Origin of the sequence: Alkaliphilus serpentinus, from assembly GCF_009017255.1 — a bacterium.
Taxonomy (GTDB): domain Bacteria; phylum Bacillota; class Clostridia; order Peptostreptococcales; family Natronincolaceae; genus Alkaliphilus_D; species Alkaliphilus_D serpentinus.
In genome coordinates, this window is the sequence record NZ_WBZB01000013.1 from 155,937 (window position 1) to 182,772 (window position 26,836).

The 26,836-nt window shown below is 35.4% G+C and carries 28 protein-coding genes, 1 pseudogene and 1 riboswitch; of the genes and pseudogenes, 7 read left to right on the forward strand and 22 right to left on the reverse strand.

Annotation, left to right across the window (positions count from 1 at the left end):
- Window positions 1-88: 88 nt before the first annotated feature.
- Window positions 89-1,348: an HlyC/CorC family transporter gene (locus F8153_RS04770; RefSeq protein ID WP_330577646.1), complete on the reverse strand. Its 1,260-nt coding sequence runs from the start codon at window positions 1,346-1,348 to the stop codon at window positions 89-91.
- Between the two features lie 244 nt (window positions 1,349-1,592).
- On the opposite strand from F8153_RS04770, the gene F8153_RS04775 reads away from it, so the two are divergent.
- Window positions 1,593-2,462, forward strand: a complete 870-nt coding sequence (locus tag F8153_RS04775) for a VOC family protein (protein WP_151865222.1) — start codon at window positions 1,593-1,595, stop codon at window positions 2,460-2,462.
- A 69-nt stretch (window positions 2,463-2,531) separates the two neighbouring features.
- On the opposite strand, the gene F8153_RS04780 is transcribed toward F8153_RS04775, so the two are convergent.
- From F8153_RS04780 to F8153_RS04805, 6 genes are all read right to left on the reverse strand, one after another.
- A complete protein-coding gene (locus F8153_RS04780) occupies window positions 2,532-2,846 on the reverse strand; it encodes a YbjQ family protein (protein ID WP_151865223.1) in 315 nt (104 codons plus the stop codon).
- 34 nt (window positions 2,847-2,880) lie between these two features.
- On the reverse strand, window positions 2,881-3,918 hold the full coding sequence (locus F8153_RS04785) for a 5-oxoprolinase subunit C family protein (RefSeq protein ID WP_151865224.1): 1,038 nt from the start codon (window positions 3,916-3,918) through the stop codon (window positions 2,881-2,883).
- A complete protein-coding gene (pxpB, locus tag F8153_RS04790; RefSeq protein WP_151865225.1) occupies window positions 3,911-4,663 on the reverse strand; it encodes a 5-oxoprolinase subunit PxpB in 753 nt (250 codons plus the stop codon). Before pxpB ends, F8153_RS04785 begins: the two co-directional genes overlap by 8 nt.
- Window positions 4,664-4,682: 19 nt before the next feature.
- Window positions 4,683-5,444 carry a LamB/YcsF family protein gene (locus F8153_RS04795; protein ID WP_330577648.1) on the reverse strand — a complete coding sequence of 254 codons (762 nt, stop codon included), beginning with the start codon at window positions 5,442-5,444 and terminating at the stop codon, window positions 4,683-4,685.
- Between the two features lie 141 nt (window positions 5,445-5,585).
- The gene (locus tag F8153_RS04800; RefSeq protein ID WP_151865226.1) at window positions 5,586-6,482 is read right to left on the reverse strand and encodes a DUF4392 domain-containing protein; all 897 of its coding nucleotides are present in this window, start codon (window positions 6,480-6,482) and stop codon (window positions 5,586-5,588) included.
- Window positions 6,475-7,260: a putative hydro-lyase gene (locus tag F8153_RS04805; protein ID WP_151865227.1), complete on the reverse strand. Its 786-nt coding sequence runs from the start codon at window positions 7,258-7,260 to the stop codon at window positions 6,475-6,477. Before F8153_RS04805 ends, F8153_RS04800 begins: the two co-directional genes overlap by 8 nt.
- A 345-nt stretch (window positions 7,261-7,605) precedes the next feature.
- Between F8153_RS04805 and F8153_RS04810 the strand changes: the two genes are divergently transcribed.
- From F8153_RS04810 to F8153_RS04820, 3 genes are read left to right on the forward strand one after another with little or no spacing between them, the layout of a single operon-like run.
- Window positions 7,606-8,574, forward strand: coding sequence for a TAXI family TRAP transporter solute-binding subunit (locus tag F8153_RS04810; RefSeq protein ID WP_151865228.1), 969 nt, complete (start codon window positions 7,606-7,608; stop codon window positions 8,572-8,574).
- Between the two features lie 55 nt (window positions 8,575-8,629).
- Window positions 8,630-9,154: a DUF1850 domain-containing protein gene (locus F8153_RS04815; protein ID WP_151865229.1), complete on the forward strand. Its 525-nt coding sequence runs from the start codon at window positions 8,630-8,632 to the stop codon at window positions 9,152-9,154.
- The gene (locus F8153_RS04820) at window positions 9,127-11,142 is read left to right on the forward strand and encodes a TRAP transporter permease (RefSeq protein WP_243136896.1); all 2,016 of its coding nucleotides are present in this window, start codon (window positions 9,127-9,129) and stop codon (window positions 11,140-11,142) included. Before F8153_RS04815 ends, F8153_RS04820 begins: the two co-directional genes overlap by 28 nt.
- A gap of 301 nt (window positions 11,143-11,443) precedes the next feature.
- Here F8153_RS04820 and F8153_RS04825 read toward each other — a convergent pair whose 3' ends face one another.
- The 9 genes from F8153_RS04825 to F8153_RS04865 form a co-directional block, all read right to left on the reverse strand.
- The gene (locus F8153_RS04825) at window positions 11,444-12,325 is read right to left on the reverse strand and encodes a LiaI-LiaF-like domain-containing protein (protein ID WP_151865230.1); all 882 of its coding nucleotides are present in this window, start codon (window positions 12,323-12,325) and stop codon (window positions 11,444-11,446) included.
- A gap of 5 nt (window positions 12,326-12,330) precedes the next feature.
- A complete protein-coding gene (locus F8153_RS04830; RefSeq protein WP_192929655.1) occupies window positions 12,331-12,783 on the reverse strand; it encodes a PspC domain-containing protein in 453 nt (150 codons plus the stop codon).
- Between the two features lie 173 nt (window positions 12,784-12,956).
- On the reverse strand, window positions 12,957-13,553 hold the full coding sequence (locus F8153_RS04835) for an SOS response-associated peptidase (RefSeq protein ID WP_151865232.1): 597 nt from the start codon (window positions 13,551-13,553) through the stop codon (window positions 12,957-12,959).
- Between the two features lie 18 nt (window positions 13,554-13,571).
- A complete protein-coding gene (locus F8153_RS04840; RefSeq protein WP_151865233.1) occupies window positions 13,572-14,582 on the reverse strand; it encodes an ABC transporter permease in 1,011 nt (336 codons plus the stop codon).
- Window positions 14,575-15,360, reverse strand: coding sequence for an ABC transporter permease (locus F8153_RS04845; protein ID WP_151865234.1), 786 nt, complete (start codon window positions 15,358-15,360; stop codon window positions 14,575-14,577). The genes F8153_RS04840 and F8153_RS04845 overlap by 8 nt, the downstream gene beginning before the upstream one ends.
- A gap of 11 nt (window positions 15,361-15,371) precedes the next feature.
- Entirely contained in the window at window positions 15,372-16,307 is a 936-nt protein-coding gene (locus tag F8153_RS04850) for an ABC transporter ATP-binding protein (RefSeq protein ID WP_151865235.1), read from the reverse strand.
- A 146-nt stretch (window positions 16,308-16,453) separates the two neighbouring features.
- Window positions 16,454-17,089: a response regulator transcription factor gene (locus F8153_RS04855; RefSeq protein WP_151865236.1), complete on the reverse strand. Its 636-nt coding sequence runs from the start codon at window positions 17,087-17,089 to the stop codon at window positions 16,454-16,456.
- On the reverse strand, window positions 17,061-18,221 hold the full coding sequence (locus F8153_RS04860) for a sensor histidine kinase (RefSeq protein ID WP_151865237.1): 1,161 nt from the start codon (window positions 18,219-18,221) through the stop codon (window positions 17,061-17,063). The genes F8153_RS04855 and F8153_RS04860 overlap by 29 nt, the downstream gene beginning before the upstream one ends.
- Before the next feature lie 139 nt (window positions 18,222-18,360).
- Window positions 18,361-18,963, reverse strand: coding sequence for a flavodoxin family protein (locus tag F8153_RS04865; RefSeq protein WP_151865238.1), 603 nt, complete (start codon window positions 18,961-18,963; stop codon window positions 18,361-18,363).
- A gap of 117 nt (window positions 18,964-19,080) precedes the next feature.
- Between F8153_RS04865 and F8153_RS04870 the strand changes: the two genes are divergently transcribed.
- On the forward strand, window positions 19,081-19,614 hold the full coding sequence (locus F8153_RS04870) for a DUF6512 family protein (RefSeq protein ID WP_192929656.1): 534 nt from the start codon (window positions 19,081-19,083) through the stop codon (window positions 19,612-19,614).
- Between the two features lie 143 nt (window positions 19,615-19,757).
- Here the strand turns inward: F8153_RS04870 and F8153_RS16690 are convergent.
- Window positions 19,758-19,886, reverse strand: a pseudogene (locus tag F8153_RS16690) (DUF2975 domain-containing protein); the annotation flags it as partial.
- 44 nt (window positions 19,887-19,930) lie between these two features.
- Entirely contained in the window at window positions 19,931-20,503 is a 573-nt protein-coding gene (locus F8153_RS04875) for a xanthine phosphoribosyltransferase (RefSeq protein WP_151865240.1), read from the reverse strand.
- A gap of 106 nt (window positions 20,504-20,609) precedes the next feature.
- A riboswitch (purine riboswitch) is annotated at window positions 20,610-20,711 on the reverse strand.
- A 160-nt stretch (window positions 20,712-20,871) separates the two neighbouring features.
- Here F8153_RS04875 and F8153_RS04880 point away from each other — a divergent pair.
- A complete protein-coding gene (locus F8153_RS04880) occupies window positions 20,872-21,516 on the forward strand; it encodes a transglutaminase domain-containing protein (RefSeq protein WP_151865241.1) in 645 nt (214 codons plus the stop codon).
- A gap of 185 nt (window positions 21,517-21,701) precedes the next feature.
- Here F8153_RS04880 and F8153_RS04885 read toward each other — a convergent pair whose 3' ends face one another.
- The 3 genes from F8153_RS04885 to F8153_RS04895 all read right to left on the reverse strand — a co-directional run bounded on the left by F8153_RS04885 (window position 21,702) and on the right by F8153_RS04895 (window position 24,390).
- Window positions 21,702-22,127, reverse strand: a complete 426-nt coding sequence (locus tag F8153_RS04885; protein ID WP_151865242.1) for a C40 family peptidase — start codon at window positions 22,125-22,127, stop codon at window positions 21,702-21,704.
- A gap of 71 nt (window positions 22,128-22,198) precedes the next feature.
- Window positions 22,199-23,428 carry a sensor domain-containing diguanylate cyclase gene (locus tag F8153_RS04890; protein WP_151865243.1) on the reverse strand — a complete coding sequence of 410 codons (1,230 nt, stop codon included), beginning with the start codon at window positions 23,426-23,428 and terminating at the stop codon, window positions 22,199-22,201.
- Window positions 23,429-23,532: 104 nt separating this feature from the next.
- Window positions 23,533-24,390 carry a tRNA 2-thiocytidine biosynthesis TtcA family protein gene (locus tag F8153_RS04895; protein WP_151865244.1) on the reverse strand — a complete coding sequence of 286 codons (858 nt, stop codon included), beginning with the start codon at window positions 24,388-24,390 and terminating at the stop codon, window positions 23,533-23,535.
- A 153-nt stretch (window positions 24,391-24,543) separates the two neighbouring features.
- On the opposite strand from F8153_RS04895, the gene F8153_RS04900 reads away from it, so the two are divergent.
- Window positions 24,544-25,230: a YczE/YyaS/YitT family protein gene (locus tag F8153_RS04900; RefSeq protein WP_151865245.1), complete on the forward strand. Its 687-nt coding sequence runs from the start codon at window positions 24,544-24,546 to the stop codon at window positions 25,228-25,230.
- Window positions 25,231-25,314: 84 nt separating this feature from the next.
- Here F8153_RS04900 and rsgA read toward each other — a convergent pair whose 3' ends face one another.
- Window positions 25,315-26,325: a ribosome small subunit-dependent GTPase A gene (gene rsgA / locus F8153_RS04905; RefSeq protein WP_243136897.1), complete on the reverse strand. Its 1,011-nt coding sequence runs from the start codon at window positions 26,323-26,325 to the stop codon at window positions 25,315-25,317.
- Between the last annotated feature and the right edge of the window lie 511 nt (window positions 26,326-26,836).

A 26,836-nucleotide genomic window follows, 5' to 3' on the forward strand; every position in this document is an offset into this window, starting at 1 on the left:
GCAATGTTTGTTTTTGAACACTAAATCATTATATATTATTTTTTCTATCTTGTAAAGGGAGTATTCACATATTTTTTTGCCACTTTTTTCAGCCTTTTTCATAGTTTTTTAAGATTCTTATTCTCTTGACTCTATTTCTATCAAGTTTTTCAATTTTAAAGGTTAACCCATGAACCTTAAGGATCTCTCCAGCCTTTGGTAGCCTTCCTAACTCACCAATGATAAAGCCCCCTATAGAATCAAATTCCTCCGACTCTAGCTTTAGATTTAGTAAGTCATTAACCATACTCAACTTAATGCTACCCTCTACTATAAATTCATTGTCGTTGATTATTTCAATTTCAAACTCATTTTCATCATATTCATCCTGAATCTCTCCAACAATTTCCTCCAGCATATCCTCCATGGTAACGATTCCTGCTGTTCCACCATATTCATCCAGTACCACAGCTATATGGTTTCTATTTTTTTTCATTTCTTTAAAAACTTCTCTAATCTTTTTAAACTCAAAGGTATAATAGGGCTTCCGCATATAGTTTTTTATATGAAATTCTCCATCAACCCCTTCAGCAAAGAATAAATCCTTCATATAGAGAATCCCAACTATATTGTCAATACTATCATCATAAATTGGATATCTTGAAAACTGCTCCTCTTTAAAATCAGTAATAATCTCATGGTAGGGTGTGTTTATTTCAAAGGCTGTAATGTCAGTTCTTTGAACCATAACATCCCGTATACTCATATCGCCAAAACCAAATACATTATGAATCATTTGCTTTTCATCAACCTCTAAAACACCCTCCTCATGGCTGACATTCACAATGGTTTTTAGTTCATCCTCTGTTATAAAGGGCTTTTCAACATCCAATCTTACTCCAAATATTTTTAAAATGGCACTTGTTATGTATGTAAAAACAATAACGATTGGATTTAGAAGGGTAATGATTAAGGAAAGGGGCCTGATGATGGACAACGAAACCCGTTCTGCCTTCTTTGCCGCAATAGACTTTGGCGTAATTTCTGCAAAAATCAATACTAACACAGTCATAATAGCAGTGGCAATGGCTACGCCCTCATTTCCATAATAGTCGATTGCAATAGAAGTAGCAAGGGCAGATGCACCGATATTTACGGCATTATTTCCAATTAAAATGGAGCTTAAAAGCTTTCCTGGTCTTTCGGTTAAGTAATGTATCAGCTCTGCCTTATCAATTTTTTCTTCCAGCATGTGCCTTATTCTAATCTTACTTAGAGCCATTAATGCAGTTTCAGAGGCAGAAAAAAAACCTGATAACAGAAGTAATAATACTAATATTAAACCTCTTATATGGTAACTATTAATCAATATCCTCACCCTACTTCCTATTTAAATACAGGGAAATGTATATAAATAGTATAGCTATATATTCATAAAATATGATAGGAATATTGGAGGCAGTATAAATGACGGAGTTCTAAAGAATTATTTTCATGTTTTTTTAGCTTAACTTTTTCTGAAAACTTACATAGAATTATCAATTTTCTTGAGATTGAAGTAAAAAGTTGTGGGTAGTAATAGAAAAGAGGTACACCAATGGGAGAGTGATATTATGTCTATACAATTAAATGGCCTTCATCTAAGTGATATAAACTTACAAATTTCATCATTAGAAGCCTCTTTAAAGTTTTATACAGAAGTTTTAGGTTTAAAGGTTATAAAACTAGATGGGAAATCAGTTAAGCTTTCAGCAACTGGTAAATCTCCAGCCCAAATTACTTTAATCTTTAATGAGGGTGCTATTGAAAAACCCTATAAAACAACAGGCTTATACCATGTTGCTATACGCCTTCCAAACCGATTAGAACTGGCCAAAACCCTAAAACATCTATTAAAATATCAATGGCCCTTGTATGGTCTATCAGATCATACCGTTAGTGAGGCTATCTATTTATGTGACCCTGATGAGGTGGGTATCGAAATATATGCTGATAAAGATCCAACAGCAGATTATAGCAATAATTTGAGTTTGGCTATGGCAACTACTACTTTAATGGCCAATGAACTGCTGGTGGAACTTGAAGACAAGGTATATTGTTGGGAAGGAATCCATCCAAGTACCGATATCGGTCATATCCACCTTCAGGTATCAGATTTGCAGAGATCTAAAAGCTTCTATTCTGATGTTCTAGGTTTTAAGGTTACTCAGGAAAGATATCCTGGTGCAGTTTTCTTAGCTGCAGGTGGCTACCATCATCATATAGCCATAAATACTTGGGGTTGTGAAGGTGCATCCCATCCCCCAGTCAATAGTGTAGGCTTAAAATCCTATTCTATTATGATAAAAGCAAAGGATACAATATATGCTATTGCAAATAAGTTAAAGGAACTGGATTATGATTTCGAGGTCACTGAGTATGATAATGATATCACCCTTCAGTTATTGGATCCCGATGAAAATTTGCTTAGAATAAAAACGTGATTAATAAAGTACTTTTAAAGATAAATGGCTAGTATAGGCGTAATCCCTATGCTAGCCATATAAATTGGGTTATTTTAATTTAACTGCAGTTCCGTAGACAAGGATCTCTGCTGCACCTTGCATTACAGCTGATGTTGCAAATCTTACATTCAGGATTGCATCGGCCCTTAGGCTGGTGGCTTCCTTTATCATTAACTCCATAGCAGTATCCCTTGCTTCGTTTAGCATTTCTGTATATTCCGTTAACTCTCCCCCTACGATATGCCTTAATACAGCCATGATGTCCTTACCTATATGCTTTGCTTTAATTGTACTACCCTTAACGATTCCAATTACTTCAGAAACCTCTCTACCTGGAATCTCCGAGGTATTAATTACAATCATTTTTCACACCACCTTTAAATTAATAATTATATTATTAGCCCTTCAATTCTTCTACATCCACCTTATAAATCCTTCCATTAACATTTATATTATAGCTTTTTATAAATAGGTTTTTCCTATTTGATGTATTATCTTCTTGATTCTTTAGCCCATCTATTTTAGACCTTTGCATAGCCAAAAGCTCCTGTGCTTCTTCTATGGAAACCTCCTTGAAGGATATCGAGTCTCCTGGCTTCAATTGAGCAAGATAAGGTATGTCTACCGAAATCACATTGGCTATTTTTGTATAACCACCAGTGGTTTGATGGTCAGCCATCATAATTATGGGTTTACCCTCTCCAGGTACTTGTATTGCCCCGAGATTAATTCCTCCTGAAACAATATCTGCAGCCTTGGTATGGGAGACCTTGGGGCCATCAAATCTTAGCCCCATCCTGTCGGCTTGATTTGTCAATTGATATTGGCTATGAAGAAAGACTTCCTTTCCCTCCGGTGTAAAAGTATCATCCTCTGGTCCCATAACTACTCTAATGGTCCTATTGGTTACTGTATAGTCCGGAATCATATTATGAGGAATCCTGTTAATTATGGGTTTTTCCGTAGGTTTATTTAATTGTAATAAATCTCCATCCTTTAGTCTTTTTCCCTCTAAGCCCCCAAAGGCACCCCTTAAATAGGTAGATTTACTACCCATAATTATTGGTATGTCAAAGCCTCCGGCTACTGCTAGATAGCCTCTACACCCAGATTTCAGTCCTTTAAAGGAAAGTATATCACCTCTGTAGGCCCTTTGGGTTTGATACATCGTTATTGGATGATTATTCAAAAGGGGTTGAAAGTCTCCACCAGTTACAGCAAAATCCACTTCACCATGAAAAGCGATGGATGGTGGCATCATTGTAAACTCTAATGCTCCTTCTGTTGCCTGATTCCCCACCAATAGGTTGGCTAATTCCAAGGAATAAAGATCCATTCCTCCAGATGTTGGTATTCCATACTGTTGATAGCCTATTCTACCGAAGTCCTGAATAGTAGTAAGAATTCCTGCCTTTAATATTTGTATTTTAGTCATGGTCCTCTACCTCCTTAAAGGTAGTCTTCTGAACTTTATAAGTATTTTCTAATACTTCCTTTGATATTCTTATGAAGTCTTCCTCGGAAATTGAATAAAAGCTAAGGTACTGTCCTGCTTTAAAAAGGGTTACTTCCTCCCTCAGGGGATTAAATAGCTGTAAAGGGGTTCTTCCAATAATTTGCCATCCACCAGGGCTATCGATGGGATATATACCTGTTTGACTACCTGCAATTCCAACGGAACCTGCAATGATTTTCTCTCTGGGAACAGTTAATCGGGGTGTAGCAATTTTCTCTGACATTCCTCCTAAATAAGGAAAGCCTGGGGTAAAGCCCATCATATATATTAAATATCTTCCGCCGGTATGAATTTTTATAATCTCTTCAACTGTTAGATTGTTATGACTGGCAACGGATTCTAAGTCAGGACCATAGCTTCCTCCATACACAACAGGAATCTGAATAACTTCCCTTGGAGCCTTTGAAATATCCTTATACTTTCCTTCTACCTTCTGCAATTTTAAACAAAGCTCTTTATAGTTAATTTTTAAAGGATCATAAATCATTAAGATGGTTGTATAGGCTGGTATCATTTCAATAATTTGATATTCCTCTTTATGATCTTCGAAAAAGGCCATAAAGCTTCTGATTCTATTATGGGTTTCAACAGAGATTTCCTCTCCAAAGGTTATTAAGATGCCATTATCGCCTGATGGTTTAAAGGATAAGCTATATTCAGTCATTAATGTGTAAAACCTCCTTTTATCTAAGAGCTTTCAAAATAATATTCTCTGCCTGCAACCTCTCTCTTAAACCACAAGCAAAGGAAAGGGCCAATGGGTTATCTCCATGGATACAAATGCTATCTGCCTTTAAGGAGATTTCAGCACCTTCTATGGATACAACCCTGCCTTCTTTAATCATTTTTACTACCCTAGCCTTACATAGTTCCTCATCATGAATAAGGGCCCCTTCTATATTTCTAGATACTAGAGTACCATCCATATTATAGCTTCTATCTGCAAAAACTTCATTTGCTCTAGGGATTCCTACATCATCTGCCGCTTTAATTAAATTGGAATTGGCCAACCCCATTAAGATTAATCCCTTGTCAAAAGCTGCTATGGCTTCTGCAATAGCCAATGCCATGGAATAATCTGCTGCAGCCATATTATATAATGCACCATGGGGCTTAACATGCTGAAGGATTCCTCCATTGGCCTTTACAAAGGCATATAAGGCCCCAACTTGATAGGTAATATAGGCCTTTAACTCCTTAGGTGAAACAGCCATGTTTCTTCGACCAAAGCCCAAAAGGTCTGGAAAACCAGGGTGAGCCCCTATCGCAACACCCTTTTCTATTGCCATCCTAACGGTTTTTTCCATGACTAAAGGGTCTCCACCATGAAAGCCACAGGCAATATTCACAGAGGTGACATAGTCTAGGATTGCCTCATCATTTCCAATTGTATATAAGCCAAAGCTTTCTCCAAGGTCACAATTTAAGTCTATAGTTTTCATCATTAAATCACTCCTTTATTCTCCCTTCTACATTCTACATTCTTCATTTAACTTATCTGTCCTCATTTTGCATTTTGCATTTTTCAATTTCAACTTTCAACTTTCAACTTTCAATTCTCAATTTTCATTATTATTACCTGATTTTTAGCCTATTTCCCGATCAGCTTCCTTCAAAGCTCTTATAACTACTCCCCTAATTTTATTAAAAATATCTAGGTTAATCTCTAAACTTAAACCATCAACCGTCATTTCTCTTTTTTTGCTACAACCATCCACTCCACCAGCATTAACCATAGCCGATACCATTTTTACTTCCTCATGGGATTGATGCAATAGCATTTCTGAGGCTAAAATCGATAAACCTGCTGTAATTCCGTGGCCTCCCCAGTTGGAAACACCTGCAATTATTAAATAGTCAGAGGCAGTTTCTGCCCATATCCTTTGACCTTCCTTTATCTCTTCATTAATTAAATGGATCACCTTCCCCATTCCCATTTCGTTCCCACCATCTCCGATGGCTATGGTTTTAATATTCTTTTCTTTAGCAAGGATGAAGAAATAGTCAGTATTGGGTACAAAGGGGCTTAAGTCCTCCCCCCTCATGGAGTAGCATTTTCCATCCCTTCCCCTACCGGGTCTCTCTATAGCTATAATATGGGTTGGATGAAACACCTCAATAAGCTTCTTGCAAAAACCCTTTGTATCACCAAAGGGTGTTATATAGATACTTGCATCAATATTCAATGCTCTACAGCATCCCTCAATTAAAGGACTAGAAAATTCATCTGTTACAAAAACCACATCCTTACCCAACTGCATCAATCCATTTGCGATGGATACAGCCCCCAGGGGACCATCGGTTTCGCCAATCATTGCATCTTTAATGCAGAATCCTGTTATAATCATCACCCTTTGGGAGTTTACATATAGCTCCTCGATAGAATCTTCAAGATCCCCTTTTTGAATCAATGATTTTAGCCCTCGTTTACCATAGTCCACCGATATAATTTCTTCAATTTCATCGAAAAACCCCTTATACATCCTTCTTCAGCTCCTCATCCCTAACATCTGTAATAAACATATGACCTGGAGCATGGGTTATAACAAGATCGGGCTTTGCCCTCATTATTGCAACCTGAGGAGTAACCCCACATGCCCAAAATACCGGTACTTCATCATCCTTTATGGTTACCATATCTCCAAAATCTGGGAGGGTAATGTCTTTGATTCCGATCCCTTCTGGATTGCCGATATGAATAGGAGCTCCATGAACCTTAGGAAATTGAGATGTTATTTCCACAGCCTTTTCAACTAATCTTCTAGGTATGGGCCTCATACTCACCACCATTGTTCCACTAAATATCCCAGCAGGAGCACATTCAATATTGGTTATATACATTGGTACATTCCTTTCCTCTTCTATATGTCTAATTGGTATATCTTCTTTAAGCAATGCACTTTCAAAGGTGAAACTACATCCTAACAAAAATGAAACAAAGTCATCCTGCCAAATATCTTCAATAGATGTTACTTCCCTAGCTAGATTCCCGTCTTCATATATTCTATACTTAGGAATATCCCTTCTAATATCACCATTTGATGCAACCTTAGTTGTTGTATATTTTCCCCTTTCGCAGACCTCAAGAATAGGACATGGTCGAGGGTTTCTTTGACAAAAGAGTAAAAAGTCAAATGCATATTTATAGGGGAGGACAACTAAATTTGCTTGTGTATATCCTTGTGCTAGTCCAGGGGTTGGCCCTTCCCAGTTGCCCTCTCCTATGATTTTTCTAGCCATTTTTCCTGTATAAATTTCCATTATTATTAATCCCTCCAAAAATGATATAGCATTGATAATATTCAACAAATATCTTGTAATACCTTCAATCTACTACAAAAACCTTAGCCTCCCTTGTGTATATTTACACTTTTTAACGCATAAACTAATTTGATTTTTTGTTCTAAGTATATTATAATATTTATAATTTTCAGTTAAATGCAATTCTTTTAGTATTATTCTGTAGTTTTCTGTTGTCCAAATAGTATATTTAATTGATACTGTAATTACTTAACAATTAATGCATTGAAATATTATGCCATAATCAAAGGGAATTAAAAAGATAATATTATCTTTTTAAATATAAAAAAATAAGGGGGAAATGAAATGAATAAGCGAATTTTTTCATTATTACTGGCAGTTCTTCTAATAGCTGCTTTAGTAGTAGGCTGCTCCAGTACAAGCAATGAAACAACTTTTATCTCTATTGCAACAGGTGGTACATCTGGTACTTACTATCCTCTAGGTGGAGCCTTTGCTAAGGTATTTAATGACAACGTAGAGAATGTGACAGCCAATGCTCAATCTACAAATGCATCTGTAGAAAATGTTGGACTTCTTGAAAAGGGTGAAGCTGAATTAGCCTTTATCCAAAACGATGTTACTTACTATGCCTACACTGGAACAGAAATTTGGGAAGGCAAAGAAAAAGTAACAAATGTACGTGGAATGGCGATGCTATATCCTGAAATCGTTCAAATCGTTGCTTTAAAGGATTCCGGTATTGAGTCAGTCGAGGATTTAGTTGGCAAGAAGGTGGCAATTGGTGCTCCTGGTTCTGGTGCAGAAGCCAATGCTAGACAAATTTTAGCTGCCCATGGAATTTCCTATGATGATTTAGGAAAAGCAGATTATTTATCCTTTGCTGAAGCAGCAGATCAATTAAAAAACAAGCAAATGGATGCAGCCTTTGTAACTGCAGGTATCCCTACCTCTGCTATAACAGAAGTAGCTCAAACTGCAGATGTTGTTGTAATTCCAATAAGTGCTGAAAAAATTGCTGAGCTTTCTAGTCAATATCCATTCTATGCAGAAGTTGTAATTCCTGCTGGAACCTATAAAGATCAAGATTCAGATATCACTACAGCTGCTGTTATGGCGATGTTGGTTGTTAAGGCAGATTTAGATGAAGATTTAGTTTATGAACTAACAAAAGCGATCTTTGAAAATAGACAAGTAATAATTGACACTCATAACAGAGGAAACGACATAACCCTTGATACTGCATTGGCTGGAATGCCTATTGAAGTGCATCCTGGTGCTCAGAAATATTACGATGAGAAGGGTGTTAAATAATTTCTCTTAAGGAGGTTAAGGTATTGGGGGATCTCCCCCAATACCTTATTATCTAATGAATAAAAGGTTAAAGTTATTAATATCAACCATGGTCATAGTCATTACTTTAGCTTCTTTAGTTTCTATTAGTTATTTAGAAGCAACTGATTTTTTCAATAAAAACGTATTAGGTAGATGGGTAATAGACGAGAATTCCCAATTCACTATAAAATTTACCCACTCAGTTATGTTGACACCGGTTTATGAGGTGTATGAATTTAATGAAGATAATGAAATTCTACTGGTTGAAACCACCTTTTATTCTTATGGTGCCGGACTACCAGAAACAACTGAGTACGACTTTGAAATGACAAATAATAGCTTTAGAATTTATAATATAAGCAAAATAATCGACCCCTTGGTTTATAGAACAGGGGCAACTATTGGAAATACAACCCTAATCATTAATGAAGAAGAAATTCCATTTTTAGAGTTTTCAGATGGAGGAACTCCCGTGCATTTGGTTAAAAGAAAGAGACCACTTTCTGTTTTTATACTTGAGGAGGTAATATTGTGGATTTCAAAAACGATGAAGTTCTAGAAAATGAAAATACAGAAGTTCGAGATGTCGATGAGCTTCTTGAAGAATTTGATAAAGAGGCATCTGCTGCCAGAAAAGTAAAGGGTATAATGGCTATTGTGATATCAGCTATTGCCATATTTATGTCTTTATTTCATTTATATACTGCAGCCTTTGGAACCTTACTTTCTATTCGACAAAGATCATTACATCTTATTTTAGCCTTTACCTTAGGCTTTTTACTTTATCCAGCCTTTAAGAAGAGCAGTAAAGTAAAAATCGCTATTACAGATTATTTATTAGCAGCTTTATCTATTGTAGTTTTTGGATATTTATTTGTAAACTTTGAAGCAATTGCCCTTAGGGGTGGAACAGTAGAGACGATGGATGCCGTCTTTGGTATGCTGGCTATATTAATCACTCTAGAGGTAACCCGTAGAGTTGTAGGACCTGAACTGCCAATTGTCGCAATTATTTTCTTGATTTATGCAAAGTTCGGCCCCTACATGCCAGGTATATTAGCCCACAGAGGCTTTTCGTGGGAAAGAATCGTAAGTCATATGTATTTAACTACTGAAGGTATTTTGGGAATTCCAATTGGAGTTTCTGCCACCTTTGTATTTATGTTTATTCTCTTTGGTGCATTCCTAGATAAAACTGGAGTTGGTAAATTCTTCATCGACTTAGCCTACAGCTTGACAGGTCACTTAAAAAGCGGTCCTGCAATGACTGCAGTTGTTGCCAGTGGTTTTATGGGATCAATATCTGGAAGTTCTGTTGCCAACACCGTTACAACTGGAGCCTTCACAATCCCACTAATGAAAAAAATTGGATACAAGCCTCACTTTGCTGGTGCAGTTGAAGCAGCAGCATCAACTGGAGGTCAAATTATGCCCCCTGTAATGGGTGCAGCCGCCTTTATTATGGCTGAGTTTACAGGTATCCCCTACATTCGAATTATTGCTGCGGCGGCTATACCAGCCTTTTTATATTATTTCGCAGTGGCTGCTATTGTTCACCTAGAAGCCTCCCGACTGGGGTTAAAGGGTATTCCAAGAGAACAGTTACCAAAATTAGGTGGTATTTTAAAGAAGCAAGGATATTTATTTATCCCTCTGTTTTCAATAGTATTCTTCCTTATTCAAGGTAGAACTCCCCTATTGGCTGCCTTTTATTCTATCGTTATTTCAGTTGTGATAGCAACAATAGCAAGTATCGTTTCATGGAAGGTTTATGGAAAATTTACCTTTACTACAAAGGATTTAATTTCAGCCCTTCAGCATGGAGCTAAAGGTTCAGTAAGTGTTGCCTGTGCCTGTGCCTGTGCAGGTATGATTGTTGGAGTAGTTACTCTAACTGGTTTAGGCCTACGTATTGCCGAGCTGATTGTTACACTTGCTCAAGGAAAACTAATTCTTACCCTACTGTTTACTATGGTGGCTTCAATCATATTAGGTATGGGTCTTCCTACTACAGCAAAGTATATTGTATTGGCCACAATGGCAGTGCCTGCCTTAATTAAACTTGATGTAAACTTAATGTCAGCCCATTTATTTATTTTATACTTTGGTGTTATAGCCGATATTACCCCACCAGTAGCTCTAGCAGCTTATGCAGGGGCAGGTATAGCTGGGGCAAATGCCATGAAAACTGGATTCCAGGCCGTTAAACTGGCTCTGGCCGCCTTCCTGGTCCCCTATATATTTGCCTATAATTCCAATCTAATTTTAGTAAAAGAGGTAATTGATACTACAGTTGTATTCGTTCCATTCTTAACAGCAGTACCCGTAATACTATCATCGATACTGGGGATACTCTGTTTGGCATCAGGTGTATCTCAATATATGATTACTAAGAACAAAGTCTATGAAACGATATTATTACTTGTAGCTGCCATCAGCCTACTAAATCCAGGGATCTATTCCGATGTCTTTGGTTTAGTGGTATTTGGCACAATATATTTCCTACAAAGAAAACGTTCAAAAGAAGTTATTGAAATGACAGCATAAAAGTAAGAACAAAAGCATTTCATGCGTTAATTTTCTATGGTTAAAATGCTTTTGTTTTCCAGGGAACCCATGTGTTCCCTAGGACGTTTCACTTTCGGTCGTCTCACCGTCTCGACGCCGTTCGTAGCATAGTGTCACTTATTCGTGACACAACTCACCTCTCCTTACTTTAATAAGGGGGAACGCCCCCCTTAACAACCTCCCATTTCATAGGACTTAAAACGAATTTTTCCTATGAAATAAAAAAGTGGAGGGTTCATTCCCTCCATTTTTTGAGTTTGTAGACAAAGTCGACAATATACTATTCTATATGAAAATTGATATTTGCTACACCAGAATTAACATCTAAAATCAGTTTACTTTCAGCCTCTTCAAATCCAGGAGTAACATAATAATCATCGATCAACCTCCAGCCCTTAGATTTAAGATTAGAATTATTTAGAGCTCCCTGAAGCTTAATTTTAGCCCCTATTTTATCACTAATATAGATATCTAAATCCGAAGCCCCAGAATCAATTTTAGCTCTGGTTTCAGTGTGGCTATCTCCAAAGATAATATCTAGCTTTCCTGCTCCCATTGCAATATCCAGTTCATGAATCTTTAAATCTGAAAAATCTAGGGTTCCTTTAACTGCCCCAACATCCGCATCAACATTCCATATTACATCCTTATTTAGTTTAAACTTACTGTCTAGATTCTTTCTACTCATCAGCTGAAATCTTTTAGACATATTCTCTATGGTTATGATTGCATGGGTATTGTCTTTTGTATATCTTATTTCAGGCTTATAATAACCTCCATCATATAGGGCATTCAATAAGCGATTCTCAGAGCTGTTTATGTCAAAGGTGGTTCCTCCTAGCTTAAGATTCAATTCTCCAGTTTCAACTCGAGGATTATAATCAATTGCTAGTTCATCACCCTTTACAAAATTGGTATTATAGCTGCCTTGATAGTATAATCCATACCCGATTAGAATCACAAAGAACAATATCCAGGTAACAGCCGAAACAATTTTATTCTTCTTGAAAATGGTATTAATTCCTATGGCTATTAAAATCAATGGCCAAAGATCTATGATACTATAAAAAATCGACCAGTTCAAATAGCCTAAGTTGGTTAGCAAAAAGATTACTCCAATGGAAATAAGAATGATTCCTCCAATTATTTTATCTTGCTTCATTTAAATCACTTCCTTCCATTAACCAATAGGTATACACCCACTGCAATAATGATTCCAGGGAAAACTAGCTTGAAGCTCAACCAATGCCAGTTAAAGAAGGTCTTTGAAAATAAAAAGCTACCCAATAGTACTAAGCCTAAGCCAACTAGAAGATTATTATTATTTTCCTTATCTTCTTCCTTGTGACTATTTCTAAATTCAGAATTAGGTGAATCATTAGGTACCATTATTTCTTCTGTATCATCACTGGATACCTCTACTACGTAGCTACCAGCAGGCCTCTCTGTCATGATAATTGCAGCAGCTATATAAATAATTAGTCCTGTACCCCATGCAAAGGTAAAGAATACCCAAAATAGCCGTACTAAAGTAGGATCAACATCTAGATACTCTGCTATACCCCCACAAACACCTGCTAGCTTTTTATCTTTCCTTGATAGGTATAAACGTTTATTCATCTTAATACTCCCTTTCTCTTCCTGTAATATTTTTAAATCCTGCAGGATGAACATATAAGTTTTTCTTGCTTCAACCTATACTACGGATTAAATTTTATTTTGTTTATTTAAAATAAAAAATTTTTCATAAAAAAAGAGTTATTTTGTTAAATAACCCTTTTAAAAGATTGATTTTAAGCCGGTTCTACTAACAAAGGAGGAAGATTAATCCTCTCTTTTACCATCTCCTTTAACATATCTATATCCCTTATCGTAGAGTCTAACCATAGCTCCAACTGATCATCCTTCAATATAAGGGGCATTCGGTCATGGATATGTGCTAAATCCGACAAAGGATTGGTAGTGATTATGGTAAACCCATTGTAAGCTTCACCCTTTTTATCATGAAAGCTACCATAGAGTCCAGCTAAGTAAAAATGCTTTTCACTCTTCATAAAAATTTTATGCTTAACCTTTTTACCCTCTTCAGCCTTCCATTCGAAATAATAACTTACTGGAATTACGCAGCGTCTTTCTTTAAAGGCACCCTTAAACATTGGCTTTGTATCTATGGTCTCTAATCTAGCGTTTATGATGATATTCTTCAGAAAGGGGGCAGAGAATCCCCATCTATAATGGGCCAAAATATTCTGCTTTTTATTTATAACTATGGGGAACTCATTTGAAGGAAAGATTTCTCCATATTCTCTAGACCGATCATCCACTTCCTCAATTGCAAACTTCCTAATAACCTCCTCTAAATCCCCTTCAAAGAAAAATCTACCACACATTTCCTCAACTCCTTTATTCTATATTTCCTCTAGGGAAGGATTAATGGTTTTGATCCCTAGAGTAAAGAAAACTACACCAAACATTAGTAAAATCCCTAAACTACTTAAATGTTCAACAATAGAAGCCCCTTCTGCAAGCTTATCGTAAACCTCCATAAACCATTTCTGAGGTATAAAGTTAGATAAAACCTTTAATGAATCAGGCAAAAACTCTACAGGAAAGAAGCTTCCCCCCAGTAGGCAGGTTGGCACTGTAATAAAGGTGTTAAGGACACTATACCTCTGAGAATCTCTCACAAAGCCTGCTAAACCAATTGAGATACCTGTGGCTGTTATCAAAAACACCCCAACGATGAAAAATAGCTCTATTAAGGGTATATGGTATTCTATTTTCATAATATATCTAGTGATTAATATATAAGTTAAAACCTGCAGTCCTCCTAGTGTTAGAAAAGACATTAGGTATCCCAAAGATATATTTATTCTACCTAATGGAGAAGTATAAATTCGCATCAGCGTTTTCATTCTTCTATCCTCTAATATATTACCAGTTACTGCACCCATAAACATTAAAATAAACATTGTTGAAAATCCCAATACCATTCTACCCTCATTAACTGGGTTTTCTACTTGGGCATTAATAACCTCTCCTTTAATGACCCCTTCAAGAGTAGACCTTAATTGTGCTAATCCATCATCCTTTTTAAGGGAATAGATTTTGATCCTATTGTGATTATTATTCTCCTCAGTATTTGCCGCTATCACATAATTAACAGTTTTATCATTTAGGGCTTCTTCAATATTTTCTTCCTCTATCTTAACACCAATATATTGATCACTATTCTCTACTATACCTATAACCTCTTTGCTTAATCCTGGTTCTATGAAACCAATCCTTATAATGGGCTGCCGGGTCATAGCCATTGCCAATACTGCAGCCAAAATAGGAAAAATCAATAAATATAATAATGAGCTGGGTTCCTTAAGTAATCTTTTAAATACATTATTTGAGATTTTGAGACTATCCATTTATTCCTTCCCTCCTATAAACGATCGTTGCTAATACTGAAAGGGCTAAACCTAATGGAATCAGCACCATTAAGGAATGAGATAAAGACGTAATTCCATTACCCTCCATAAGGTTTATATAGCCTTGACTAGCCCACCAATTTATTGTGAATTTACTAACCTCTCCAAAGCCAGTATTCATGGTTAATCCACCACTTAAAAAGGTCATTACTACAATGATCGTGGACATGACTCCTGATGCTACCTTTGAATTATCAAACATTCCTGAAAACACCATTCCCATTGCAAGGGATACAAAAACAACTGTGATGGTGATGATAGCAAGGCCTATTAAAGAAGGCCCAAAGTCTATTTTAAAGATCATCTTCATAAGGAATATTAAAGAACTGGCGCTTAAACCAAGGATAATGAATTGTCCTGTAATACTTCCAATAATATATTGGCTTTTTTTGATAGGCGTAGAAAATATCCTAGCTATGGTTTTTTCTTCTCTTTCAGCTATTTCTGTGGTGGCCAGCAAAATACTGGTTAGCATTGTAAACATTACAACCATTGTAACCGCGAAGCCTTGAATCATACTTAAGGATGAAGCCTTTCCTATTAGAATAATCTCTACAATATCACTCCCCATTGGGTTTATAGCAGGTGATGGGATTTCATTAAATACTGAGGAAATTACAAACATTTGAAACAAAGGCAAGCCTATTAATATTGGTATAAAAACAATATTTCTAAAAAAACCCTTAATTACTTTTTTTGCAATACTAAAAATCAACATACCAACACCCCCTAATCCCTTAAGTTTCGCCCTGTAAGCTCGAGAAAAACATTTTCTAGATTAATTTCTTTAATGGATATATTCTTTAACTTCCCCTCATCCTTAACCAACATAAAAATAATATCCTGAAGTCTTTCTTGGGGTTCCTCTGCTATAATCTCTATCAAGCCCTCCTTTGAATCAACATGAATCACACCAGGAAGCTCCTTTATATTTCTTAAAGCTCTATCGTTATAATCATGGGCCTCAACTAGTATTTTTTCCTTAGTGGAGGCCTTTTGCTTAAGCTGTTGCTTACTTCCTAAAGCAATAAGTCTACCTTCATCTATAATCCCTATTCTATTACATATGGCTTCAACCTCTTCCATATAATGACTGGTATAAATCACGGTTGTGCCCCTATTGTTAAGCTCCATAATAGAATTTAGTATATGGTTTCTAGACTGGGGGTCAATTCCTACTGTAGGTTCATCCATTATAATGATCTCCGGATTATGGACTAAGGCGCAGGCTATATTTAATCTTCTTTTCATGCCTCCAGAAAATTTCTTTGGTTTTTCCTTAGCCTTCTCAGTTAAACCCGTAAAGCTTAAGGCCTCCTGTACCTTTTCCTTTAGCTCACTTCCCTTTAATCCATATAGGCTACCAAAAAAGGTAACATTCTCTATAGCTGATAAATTAGTATAAATGGCTATATCCTGTGGTACAAGACCAAGCTTCTTTTTTGCTTCAATAGGATTTTTTATCACACTTATTCCATCTATGAATATTTCCCCACTATTGGGCTTTAATAATCCAGCCAGCATTTTAATTGTAGTGCTTTTTCCAGCCCCATTAGGACCTAATAATCCAAATACCTCTCCCCGCTCAATTCCAAAGCTTATCTGGTCAACAGCAATATTATGAGAATACCTTCTAATAACATTATCAAACTGAATATATGACATCTCTATCCCTCCAATTTCTCTTTATATTTAAATTATAGGATATTATTGGGGGAATCTCCATTACCCTAGGTCATTAAGATGAATGACGAAAGTCATTTCTTAGAATATACAATAAAAAAAGCCTATAACAAGGCTTTTACATACTCTTATTTACTGCCTCCCTTCAAATAAAAAATTGCCATCTGGGTTCTATCCCTCAAATCTAGCTTGTGGAGGATCTCTGATATTTTATTCTTTACGGTTCCCTCCGATAGATATACCCTATCAGCTATCTCTTTATTGGATAGTCCCTCAGCAATAAGCTCCATTATATTGATTTCTGTATCATTTAATCCATAAATATCCCATGAAGTCTCCTTTTTTATCTGTAGCATGGAGGTTAGCTTTAGGGCAACATCTTGATGTATAAGAATATTTCCATTATAAACTGCTTTGATTGCATCAATTAGCTTATCTGGTGAAACATTTTTTAATAGAAAACCCTTTGCACCATTTTTTAGAGCCTCATATACATATTCATCCTCATCAAAGGTTGTAAGGATGATGATCTTTACTTTAGGATATAAACTCATTATTTTTTTAGTTGCAGATACCCCGTCACATATAGGCATTCTTATATCCATTAAAATAACATCTATAGGATTATTTTTAATAGCATCGATTGCCTCTCTACCATTACTACAGCTGGTAACCACCTCAATTGAAGAATCAGTTGCCAGAATGTAGCTTAAGCTACTGGTTATCATTTGGTCATCATCCACCAGCATAACTCTTATTTTCATCCACTTCACCCCTTCCTTGAACAGGTATTATCGTACTGATACTAAAGCCCCTTTCAAGTAGTTCAACTTTAATTTCACCCCCGAATAATGCTACCCTGTCCTCCATCCCACTGATGCCCATACCCTTAGATAGGTTATTGCAGCCGATGCCATCATCAATAACCGTCATCATAAGACTATCATGATTATAATGAACTACGATATCTAAATTCTTTGCATTCCCATGCTTAATAGCATTGGTGGCAGCCTCTTGTAGATTTCTATATAGGGCAGTTACTTCTCCCGGTAAGAGATCGTAAGGACTACCAACAATATTAAAGTTTGTTTTAGTGTCTGTTTCCCTACTAAATTCGTCAAGGAAATCTACTAAAGCTAATATTCCGCTTCTATGCTTCTTGGGTTTAATATTTTTTACGGTTGATCTAAGGATGTTTACACAGTTTTTTAATAAGTCCCTTGAACTATATAGCAATTCCTCTGCCTTTTGAGGTTCCTTTTCCTTCACAATTAGAATAGCCTCCATCTGCATCAATAATGCCGTCAACTTATGACCTATTGTATCGTGTATTTCTACTGCTAATCTACTTCTTTCCTCTAGTTGGGCTTGATTTTCAACCTTTTTTGAGTAATCCTCCAAGGTTTTTTTCGCATTCTCCAGCTGGTAGCTATACCTTCGATTTCTATCATAGAGCTCTTCAATTTCTTCAATTTTTTCCTGAAGGCTATATAATTGATTTCCAAAAACCATCATAAATATGATGATCATGAAATTTAAGGCAAGGACCTCTAGGCCCGAATAATAGCTAAAATATATGATAATGGGAATAACCGAGTAGCTAAAAAACTTGTTTATCGAAACATTATCTAGAACTAAAATATAAAAGAATAGATAGTTTGCCCTTTCGTATTGAATACAAAGAATCAATAATAAGCCTATATCAATTAAAGTAGATAGGGGATACCATTTATCCTTTATAATATTAACCCTAAGCTGTGAATTAAAAATAAAGGCAAGAAAAATAAATATGTAAAAATCATTTACATCACTTCTGTTTATGATATTTATAGACACAACAATGAAAATGATTAATAATCTAATAAGCTGAGATAAATTAACAAAGCTTTTTCTCATGTTGTTTTCCTCCACCTATTGCAATTTAAACTATATTATAACTATCATAGCATAGATTCTGGTTCACTAAAACATCAAAGGATGTATTCGAATGAAAAAACCAGCCCTACAATGAGTATAAGCTGGTTCTTATGAAATGCTATTGTATCGTTTCCTTAAGATAATCCACTACTAAGGATTCTCCAAAAGCCCTTGCTTTGTGTTGGACCTCTTTGTCTTCATAAACTGGCTTTTCATCTACATTTGAAATAAAGAAATTCCCTTTATATTCGGTGTTCACCGATCTAAAGAATAAATCAAAGATTGGTTCCACTGCAGACAATCCATAGGGCTGCTCCTTTGCCCCACCTGTAATTAAAACAAAACCAAATCGCACCTTATTTCTATCTATTAATGAGTTTTTTAAAGCATACTTACTAGACCAAATTACTTGATTTCTATCTATTAAAGCCTTCAATTGGGCTGTTATGCTATTAAAATACAGGGGAGATGTAACGATAATCATATTGGCATCATTAAATTTTTCTATTAAACCCTTCATATCATCCTTTATAACGCATCCTAACTTATGGCTACAGGCATCACAAGCTGTACAGCCAGCAATATTTAGATCTGCGGCATTGATTCTTTCAATTTCTACTTCCTCTGACTTTTCCTTTAAGCCTAATAAAAAGTTATCTAAAAGCGTATCGTTGTTCATTTTCTTCCTTGGACTACCCATGATTGCAAGAACCTTTATCACTTTAAACTTACTCCTTTCTTAGTGGAATTTATGTATCTTGTCCATTATATAACAAAACTCCCATCAGCAGAATGATAATTTTGCAATTTACTTATAATAATATCAGATCTACACTAAATGATTATGAAACTGGAGGTGTTTATTATAAAAAAAATAAAAACATTAGAACTTTGGGGGTGCATTTTTACCATCATCCTTGGAACCCTATTTCATTTCGCCTATGAAGCAATTAATCAGTGGAGACCCTTAGCCTTTTTCTTTCCAATAAATGAAAGTGTTTGGGAGCATTTGAAAATGTCCTTCTGGCCCTTCATTTTCTTTGGAATCATAGAAGCCTTTATTTTAAAAAGTAGAATTTCTAATATCATTGTCTCTAAAACATTTGGGATTTATACTAGTATTGTCCTAATAGTGGGAGTTCATTATCTGTATCGATCTATAGTAGGTCATCCAGTTGTGGTTGCTGATATCATTCTATTTATCACTTCCATTATAATTGGTTATTTAGTAAGCTATAGGGTTTTAATTAAGAAACATTTAAGTACAAGCCTTAAGCTGCTTTCCTATTTTCTAATACTTATGCTTGCTTTTATGATCATCTATTTTACCTATTATCCACCTGACTTTTTCCTTTTTATAAGTGGTAGCTAAAGTTAGTAAACTAAAATTTGCAAGTTGAATATTGAAAATTGAAAGTTAAGTACTTAGAATCAAAGGGAAAAATAAAATAATTAAAGAGATGCATTTAATGATTTAATGCATCTCTTTTACATATTGATTAAAAATCAAACACATTATGGGTCTATGGCACTAGATAACAGTTTTTGTAGAACAGATGCAATTACTGCAATCACAGTTGGAGCACCAGTGATGACTAAACCAATAATTATAAGGCCTGGGGCTTCGTCTAACTCTGCTAGTAATAAATAAAGGGTATATTGCTAAGGCCTAAGAAATAAATTATTAGTTACTCTCGAAAGATGATTTTACCCTCCTTCATACTATCTACTATAACTAAGGACTTTAGATTTATCCCTAAATCCCTTACAATTTTACCCCCCTGCTGAAAGCCCTTTTCTATCACAATCCCAACTCCCATCAATTCAGCATGAGCTTCATCAATGATCTCCTTTAATCCAAGGATGGCCTGCCCCTCAGCTAAAAAATCATCTATTATAAGGACTTTATCCTCTTTGAATAAATATCTTTTGGAGACCCTAATTTTGTATTTCATCCCTTTGGTATAGGAATATACTTCCCCCTCATAGGTCTCTCTATCTAAATTCTTTGATAAGGTCTTTTTAGCAAAGACAACAGGCACCTCTAGATACTGTCCAACGAAGACTGCTATGGCAATTCCAGAAACCTCTGCAGTTAAAACCTTTGTTATCCCCATACTCTTGAATCTCTTAGCAAACTCCTTACCCATCGCGTTTAAGAGAGGAATGTCCAATTGATGATTCAAGAAGCTATCAACCTTTAAAATTCCTTCTCCCTCTACCCTTCCAACCTCAAGTATTTTTTTCTTTAACAACTCCATAAAACTCCTCCTCGGCATTCATTCAATGTATAAACAAAAATTTAAAAACCCTATAGAAAATCTACAGGGTTTATAATTGGCAGCAACTGAAGAAGGGCAGATCCCTCCTATAACTATAAACTCCCGTAGTCAGATCCTTTACGGGGATCTGGTAGATACTTATGGACCATATTTCCATTATTATACGAGAACCATATATAATTGAAATCTATTTTATATTAAAAAATCAAGAAAAGCAATAGTTATTCAATTTATTCTGTTTACATAATATTGTTTTTCCTTTGAATATTTAGTAAAATAATATTAATCAATTATATAAAAAAAATTTTCACTTTTCTATAAAATACAATCTATATCAGGAGTTATTTATGCTAAAAAAAATATTTCTTTCAAGAAAAAGCTATATACTTCACATGATGATATTCCTAACGATGTGGACCCTCTTTACCCTGTATCCTAACCCCTACCGTCTGGTGGTTACAGTACATCGTTTTTTTGAGCCTGCCATCAGCCCTTCAGCTGTTAAGGATATTCTTCCTGAGGTTAAGGATTTGTCACCTGCAGAAATAGAAGCCTATGTGATTAAAAAAATTCCCTATCAATTTGATTGGCAAACCTATGGTTTGCCCCTATATTTCCCCACTGCAGAGGAAGCAATAGTTCATGGTAGAGGTGATTGCAAGGGACGCTTTGTAGTTTTGGCTTCAATATTTGAAGCCCTAGAGATACCCTATACTCAGAGCTTTTCCTTAAGTCATTTTTGGGTACACTATGAGGGTAAAGTAGAAACTAAGCTAGAAGCATCATCAAATGCACTTCTTTTGCGTACTGAAGAGGGTACAAAGCTGCAAATTCCAAAGGAAGATCTAAAGGAGATCTATGAAACTCTAAAGGAGGGCTTTTGGGATTATATGCCCCTCCACAGAAGAACTCTTTTCGTAGCAGGATTGCCATTAACCATACTGATGGGGATCCTATCAAGGAAAAAATTAAAGAAGCTTTCAAAAAATTAGCTCCTAATATATAAAAATAGCTGTTGGATAATACAGCTATTTTTTTGAATTTAAATGTACTTAGTTCATTTGTACTTGACTCTACAATGAACATTAAAGGAGTTGGTTAATTTGTCATAAAGCATCCTATATCATAATTCTTAATTCTTAATCCTTAATTCTTAATTCTTAATTCTTAAAAGCCTCTACTCCACCATCCGAATAGCCCCTCTAAATTTTCTCCAATGGCGTTTTAGAGAATCAATGGATATTCCTCTACTAGGGGACATATGAATAAAGTATTCATCATCTAGCATAATACCTGCATGGGTGATGATATTTCTCTTTATGGCAAAATATACTAAGTCTAAGGTTTTCAACTCATCAATTGGTACATCTCCTTTTCCTAAGGACTTTATTCCTCTAACATATCTCTCGGGGTCGTCTACATACCATCTTTTTTCTATGGGTTTACCATCACCGTCTGGAATATGAATGCCAAACTCTTTGTAAAATAAAACTAAAAACCCTAAACAATCAATGCCCTCCTCTAGACTGCGGCCATTTTCCTTAAATCTGGCATGACGAAAAGACTCTGCTACTTGGTATAGCCTTTCACTATTTATTTTCATAAAAAAACCTCCATTTTTAGCATTTTCAATACTATTCTATGCCGGAGGTTATAATAGGTGAAAAAGCGATATTAAACTAGAGGCTTTTTATTTTTATTCTTATCTTGATACATTCTATTGTCGGCAATTGCCATAAGCTGATTCATCTCTAGAGTATCCGTTGGAAAATGGGCTATACCATAGCTAAACTCAATATTAAGCTTCTTACCATCAATATCTATGGGATTTAAGTCAAAATATATTGCTATACGATTTGTTTTATCTCGTGTTTTATCTAAGGAAGCTTCAAAAAACACTGCTATAAACTCATCTCCACCATATCGAGCAAAAAGATCTGATTGTCTAATATTTTTTGACATTACCTGTGCAAACTGTTTGATTAGTATATCCCCCACCTGATGCCCATAGGTATCATTGGTAACCTTAAGGTTGTTAAGATCAAAAATAACTAAGGAGAAGCTTTCATTATATCTTTTTGCCTTATTTAAGTAGATTTCAAACAATTCTTCAAAGTATCCTCGACTATATACATTGGTTAATTTATCAAATTGAGAAAGATAAGTCATTTTATCAACCATTTTATGAATATGTATTGCAGTACTGGCTTGTTTTGCAAAAATTTCCATAATGACAACATCTTCTTCTCTAAAGGCATTGTAATCATAGCTATCTACATTAATCATGCCATAAAGCTTTCCATCTACAAAAATAGGAGCTGAGATGGCTGATTTTGCTACAAACAAATCACCCTCGCTGATAATGTCAAGGGCATCAAAATCTAAAACAGCCCGATCAAATTCTTCGACATTATCTATGATGCAAGCCTTTTCAATATTACCATTACTCTTTATATATAGAAAAGAATCCTCAAGCTTTAGGCGAAATTGTGAAAATTTCTCTGAGTTTAAACCCACCAAAGCCTTAAACTCTAGCATATTATTTTTATTTAATATCAGCAAGGAGCCCATTTCAGCCCTTCTTATAACCTCAACTGCCTTTTCTAGTATAAACTCAAAGAGGGTTTCTTCCTTCTCTATTGTAAGGATGGAATCACTAATGGAGTTTAATCCCTCTAATAATTTTCTATAATCGTTAGAGTATTCTTCTTTTTTTAAATATCGCTGTCTTATAAGGCCATTAATGATAAAAGCCACACTGATCAATACTGTAAAAATAAACACAGCTTCAATTAAAATGAACTGCTCCTTAAAATTGGAAAATAAAATATAGGTGCCAATCAAGATTATTATTCCAGCTGTTATTAATATTCTATTGATCTTATTAAAATATCTAGTATTCATTAACGCACCTCTAAAATAGTAGTTTATCAACTACTATAAATTTTCTACATATAATTGAAAACTCCTTTTTATGGGAGTTAGATTCACAGGATTTCTAATTATTTTTAATATTCATCTAAAAAAGTGAAGGTTTTACCACCCTTTTTCCAGCCTAACATCGTATCAAGATTTACATTGCTGGTGGCTCTAAATATTGATTTATCAATGTCCTTAAAGTTCTTTTTTAATTCCTGAATCAACTCTTTTATTTCATTCCTTTTACTACCTGTTTTTTTAGCAGCCACCATACATGCGCAGTTTAGTGGCCATATCCCACTACTTTGAATAAAATTAATAATTGAATCCTCTTCAATTAGATATAGGGGTCTAATTAGCTCCATACCTTGGAAATTTTGAGATTTTAATCTGGGCAGCATAGTGCTGAAGTTACCAGTATAAAAGAGGTTTAAAAGGGTGGTTTCAATAACATCATTGAAATGGTGGCCTAAGGCTAGCTTATTGCAGCCCAGTTCTTTAGCCTTTTTATATAAGGCCCCCCTTCTCATTTTTGCACACATGAAGCATGGGTAATCCTGTGCAATATCATCAACAATTCTAAAAATACCTGAATCAAATAGATGTATCGGTATATTTAAATATGTACAGTTATCTATCAATAATTCCTTAATATTGTCATGATAGCCTGGATCCATTGCGATAAATTCCAATTGAAAATTATCCCGTCCATGACACTTAAGCTCTTGAAAGAGCTTAGCCATCAATAGACTATCCTTTCCACCAGAAATGGCTACTGCAATTTTATCATTATCTTCAATGAGGTTGTACTCCTTAATGGCCTTAATGAATTTTCCCCAGATATCCCTTCTGTACTTAGTTATGATAGATTTTTCTATATCTAAAAGGGGTTTCCTCTCACCAAGGGGTGTTATAACGTCACATCCAGATCCTGCTATTCTACTCATATTCATACCTCCTTTAACAGTATATTATAACATTATTAAGTGGATTTGTCCCTTTAATATAAGGTAAATAATTCTTATGGATATTGTTATTAAATGTGGGTGTTAATATGTTATTATAATTCTATATGAATAAAACAGAAAGAAGCTGATAAAATGTTGAAGCAGGAGTTATTGTTTGTAATAAAGAGATTACCAAGGCTGATACTGGGTCTTTTCATCTGTAGTGTTGCTATATTGTTAACCATCTATTCTGGTTTAGGAGCCGGTCCTTGGGATGTTTTTCATATTGGGGCTATAAATCATATTGATATAACCTTAGGACAAATAAGTCAAATAGTTGGCTTAATAGTCATTACGGTGAGTTTCTTTATTGGAGTGGTACCAGGAATCGGGACATTATTAAATATTTATTTGGTGGGGGTTTTTATCGATGTTTTACAAAGCACCAATCTCCTTTTTACTCCCACCACTCTATGGGGTAAGCTGTTAATGCTAGCGATAGGTCTTTGGATTTTCGGTTGGGGAAGCTACTTCTATATTGGGAGCTCCCTAGGGGCTGGTCCGAGGGATGGTCTAATGCTGGGTTTAATAAAAAAATCCAAAAAATCCGTATATTTTATAAGAACAATTATCGAAGTAACAGTATTAGTCATAGGCATCCTTTTAGGAGGGCCCTTTGGTATAGGTACCATTATCATATCCCTAACCATTGGTTATTCTGTCCAATCGGCCTTTAAACTAGGTGGTTATGACCCTAAGGCAGAGGAACATAGAACCATTCTGAACTTAATTAATGGCTATAGATATGATCGCAGAAAGGAAACAGATGCTAAGGGTTAGTTCTTAGCATCTGTTTTTAAATACTTGAAGTTGAAGTTCATGTTCATGTTGAACTTTAGCTTTATTATTTGTGATCTTAATATATCAATAACTAAAGCTTTTATCCCTCTTAAACTTCGTTTTTTTCTTTCTATTCTCTTGTATTCTAGCCAATTGTAGCTTCTTATTTTCAAACCTCTTCATTTCCCTTTGAAGCTTTTTATAGCTCTTTAATCGATCTTCGGTAAGTACTCCCTCATTGATGGCAGCTATTACGGTACAGCCAGGCTCACTGGTATGCTGGCAATCTTTATAAAAACAGTTTTTTGCAATGGTTTCAATATCGTTAAAGGTTTCATGAACCCCATCTGTTCCATCCCATAATTGAAATTCCCGCATACCCGGAGTGTCAATTATTAATCCCCCATCCTTAAGTAGCACAAGCTGTCGATGGGTGGTGGTATGTCTACCCCTATCATCGGTTTCTCTAATGTCCTGTACCTCTAATAGCTCTTCTCCGGCTAAACAGTTAATTAGAGTTGATTTACCAACTCCAGAAGATCCCAGGATGGCAATGGTCTTTCCTTCTTTGCAATAGTTTTTTAGCTCTTCTAATCCCCTACCGTCGTAAGAGCTGATAATGTGAATGGTAACACCTATAGCTATGGCCTCCAGTTGGCTGATGTAGGCCTCAATATCCTGACATAAATCTGCCTTACTTAAAATTATAACAGGATTGCCTCCACTTTCCCATGCCATTGTTAAATATCTTTCAATTCGTCTTATGTTGAAATCCCTATTTAATGAGCTAATAATAAAAACCGTATCGAAGTTTGCTGCAATGATTTGCTCTTCCGTTTCAACCCCGGCTACCTTTCTGGAGAATTTACTCCATCGAGGTAATGTAGCATGGATGGTAGCCTTCATTTCCTGAGGTCTAATTGTAATGACTACCCAATCTCCTACTGCTGGATAATCGGTGTGGCTTGAGGCATGAAACCTCATTTTTCCTGAAACCTCACCTAATACCTCCCCAACGGAGGTAAGGATTCTATAGATGTGCTTGTGCTCGATAACAATCCGTCCTACCTCAAAACTTTTTTCCTTATATTCCATAAAACTTTTTTCTAAAAACTCATTCCAACCATATTTCTTTAGATTCATTTTATTAAATTCCTTCTTTCTATTATTTAAAATTAGACACAAAAAAACCGCAGTCTATAACCCGCCCGCGGAATTTTAAGCATAAAAAAAACACGATAACCTACCGTGCTCTGATGTTACTACTATTCAGGCTTATGGTTATTTCTTTTAACAGTCGACAAAAAGAAACCTAATAACCCTATTAGATAAAAAAGGTTACATTCTCTTTTTGCCCTATGAAATTAAGATTTTCTCACCTCTATTAGTACTTTTGCCATAATTCAACACTCCTTCCCGTTTAATATTGTTCATCATTACCGGGCACCCTTTTATTATATGCATTATTTTAAGAAAAATCAAATAAAAATCTTTAAAATTCTGTAAAAATTCATAAAAAAACCCACCAGGATGGTGGGTTTTAGATTGAAGACAAAGTGTTCAAGCTGCAGGCTAACTGGTGGGTTTCTAATCTAATTACAGAATC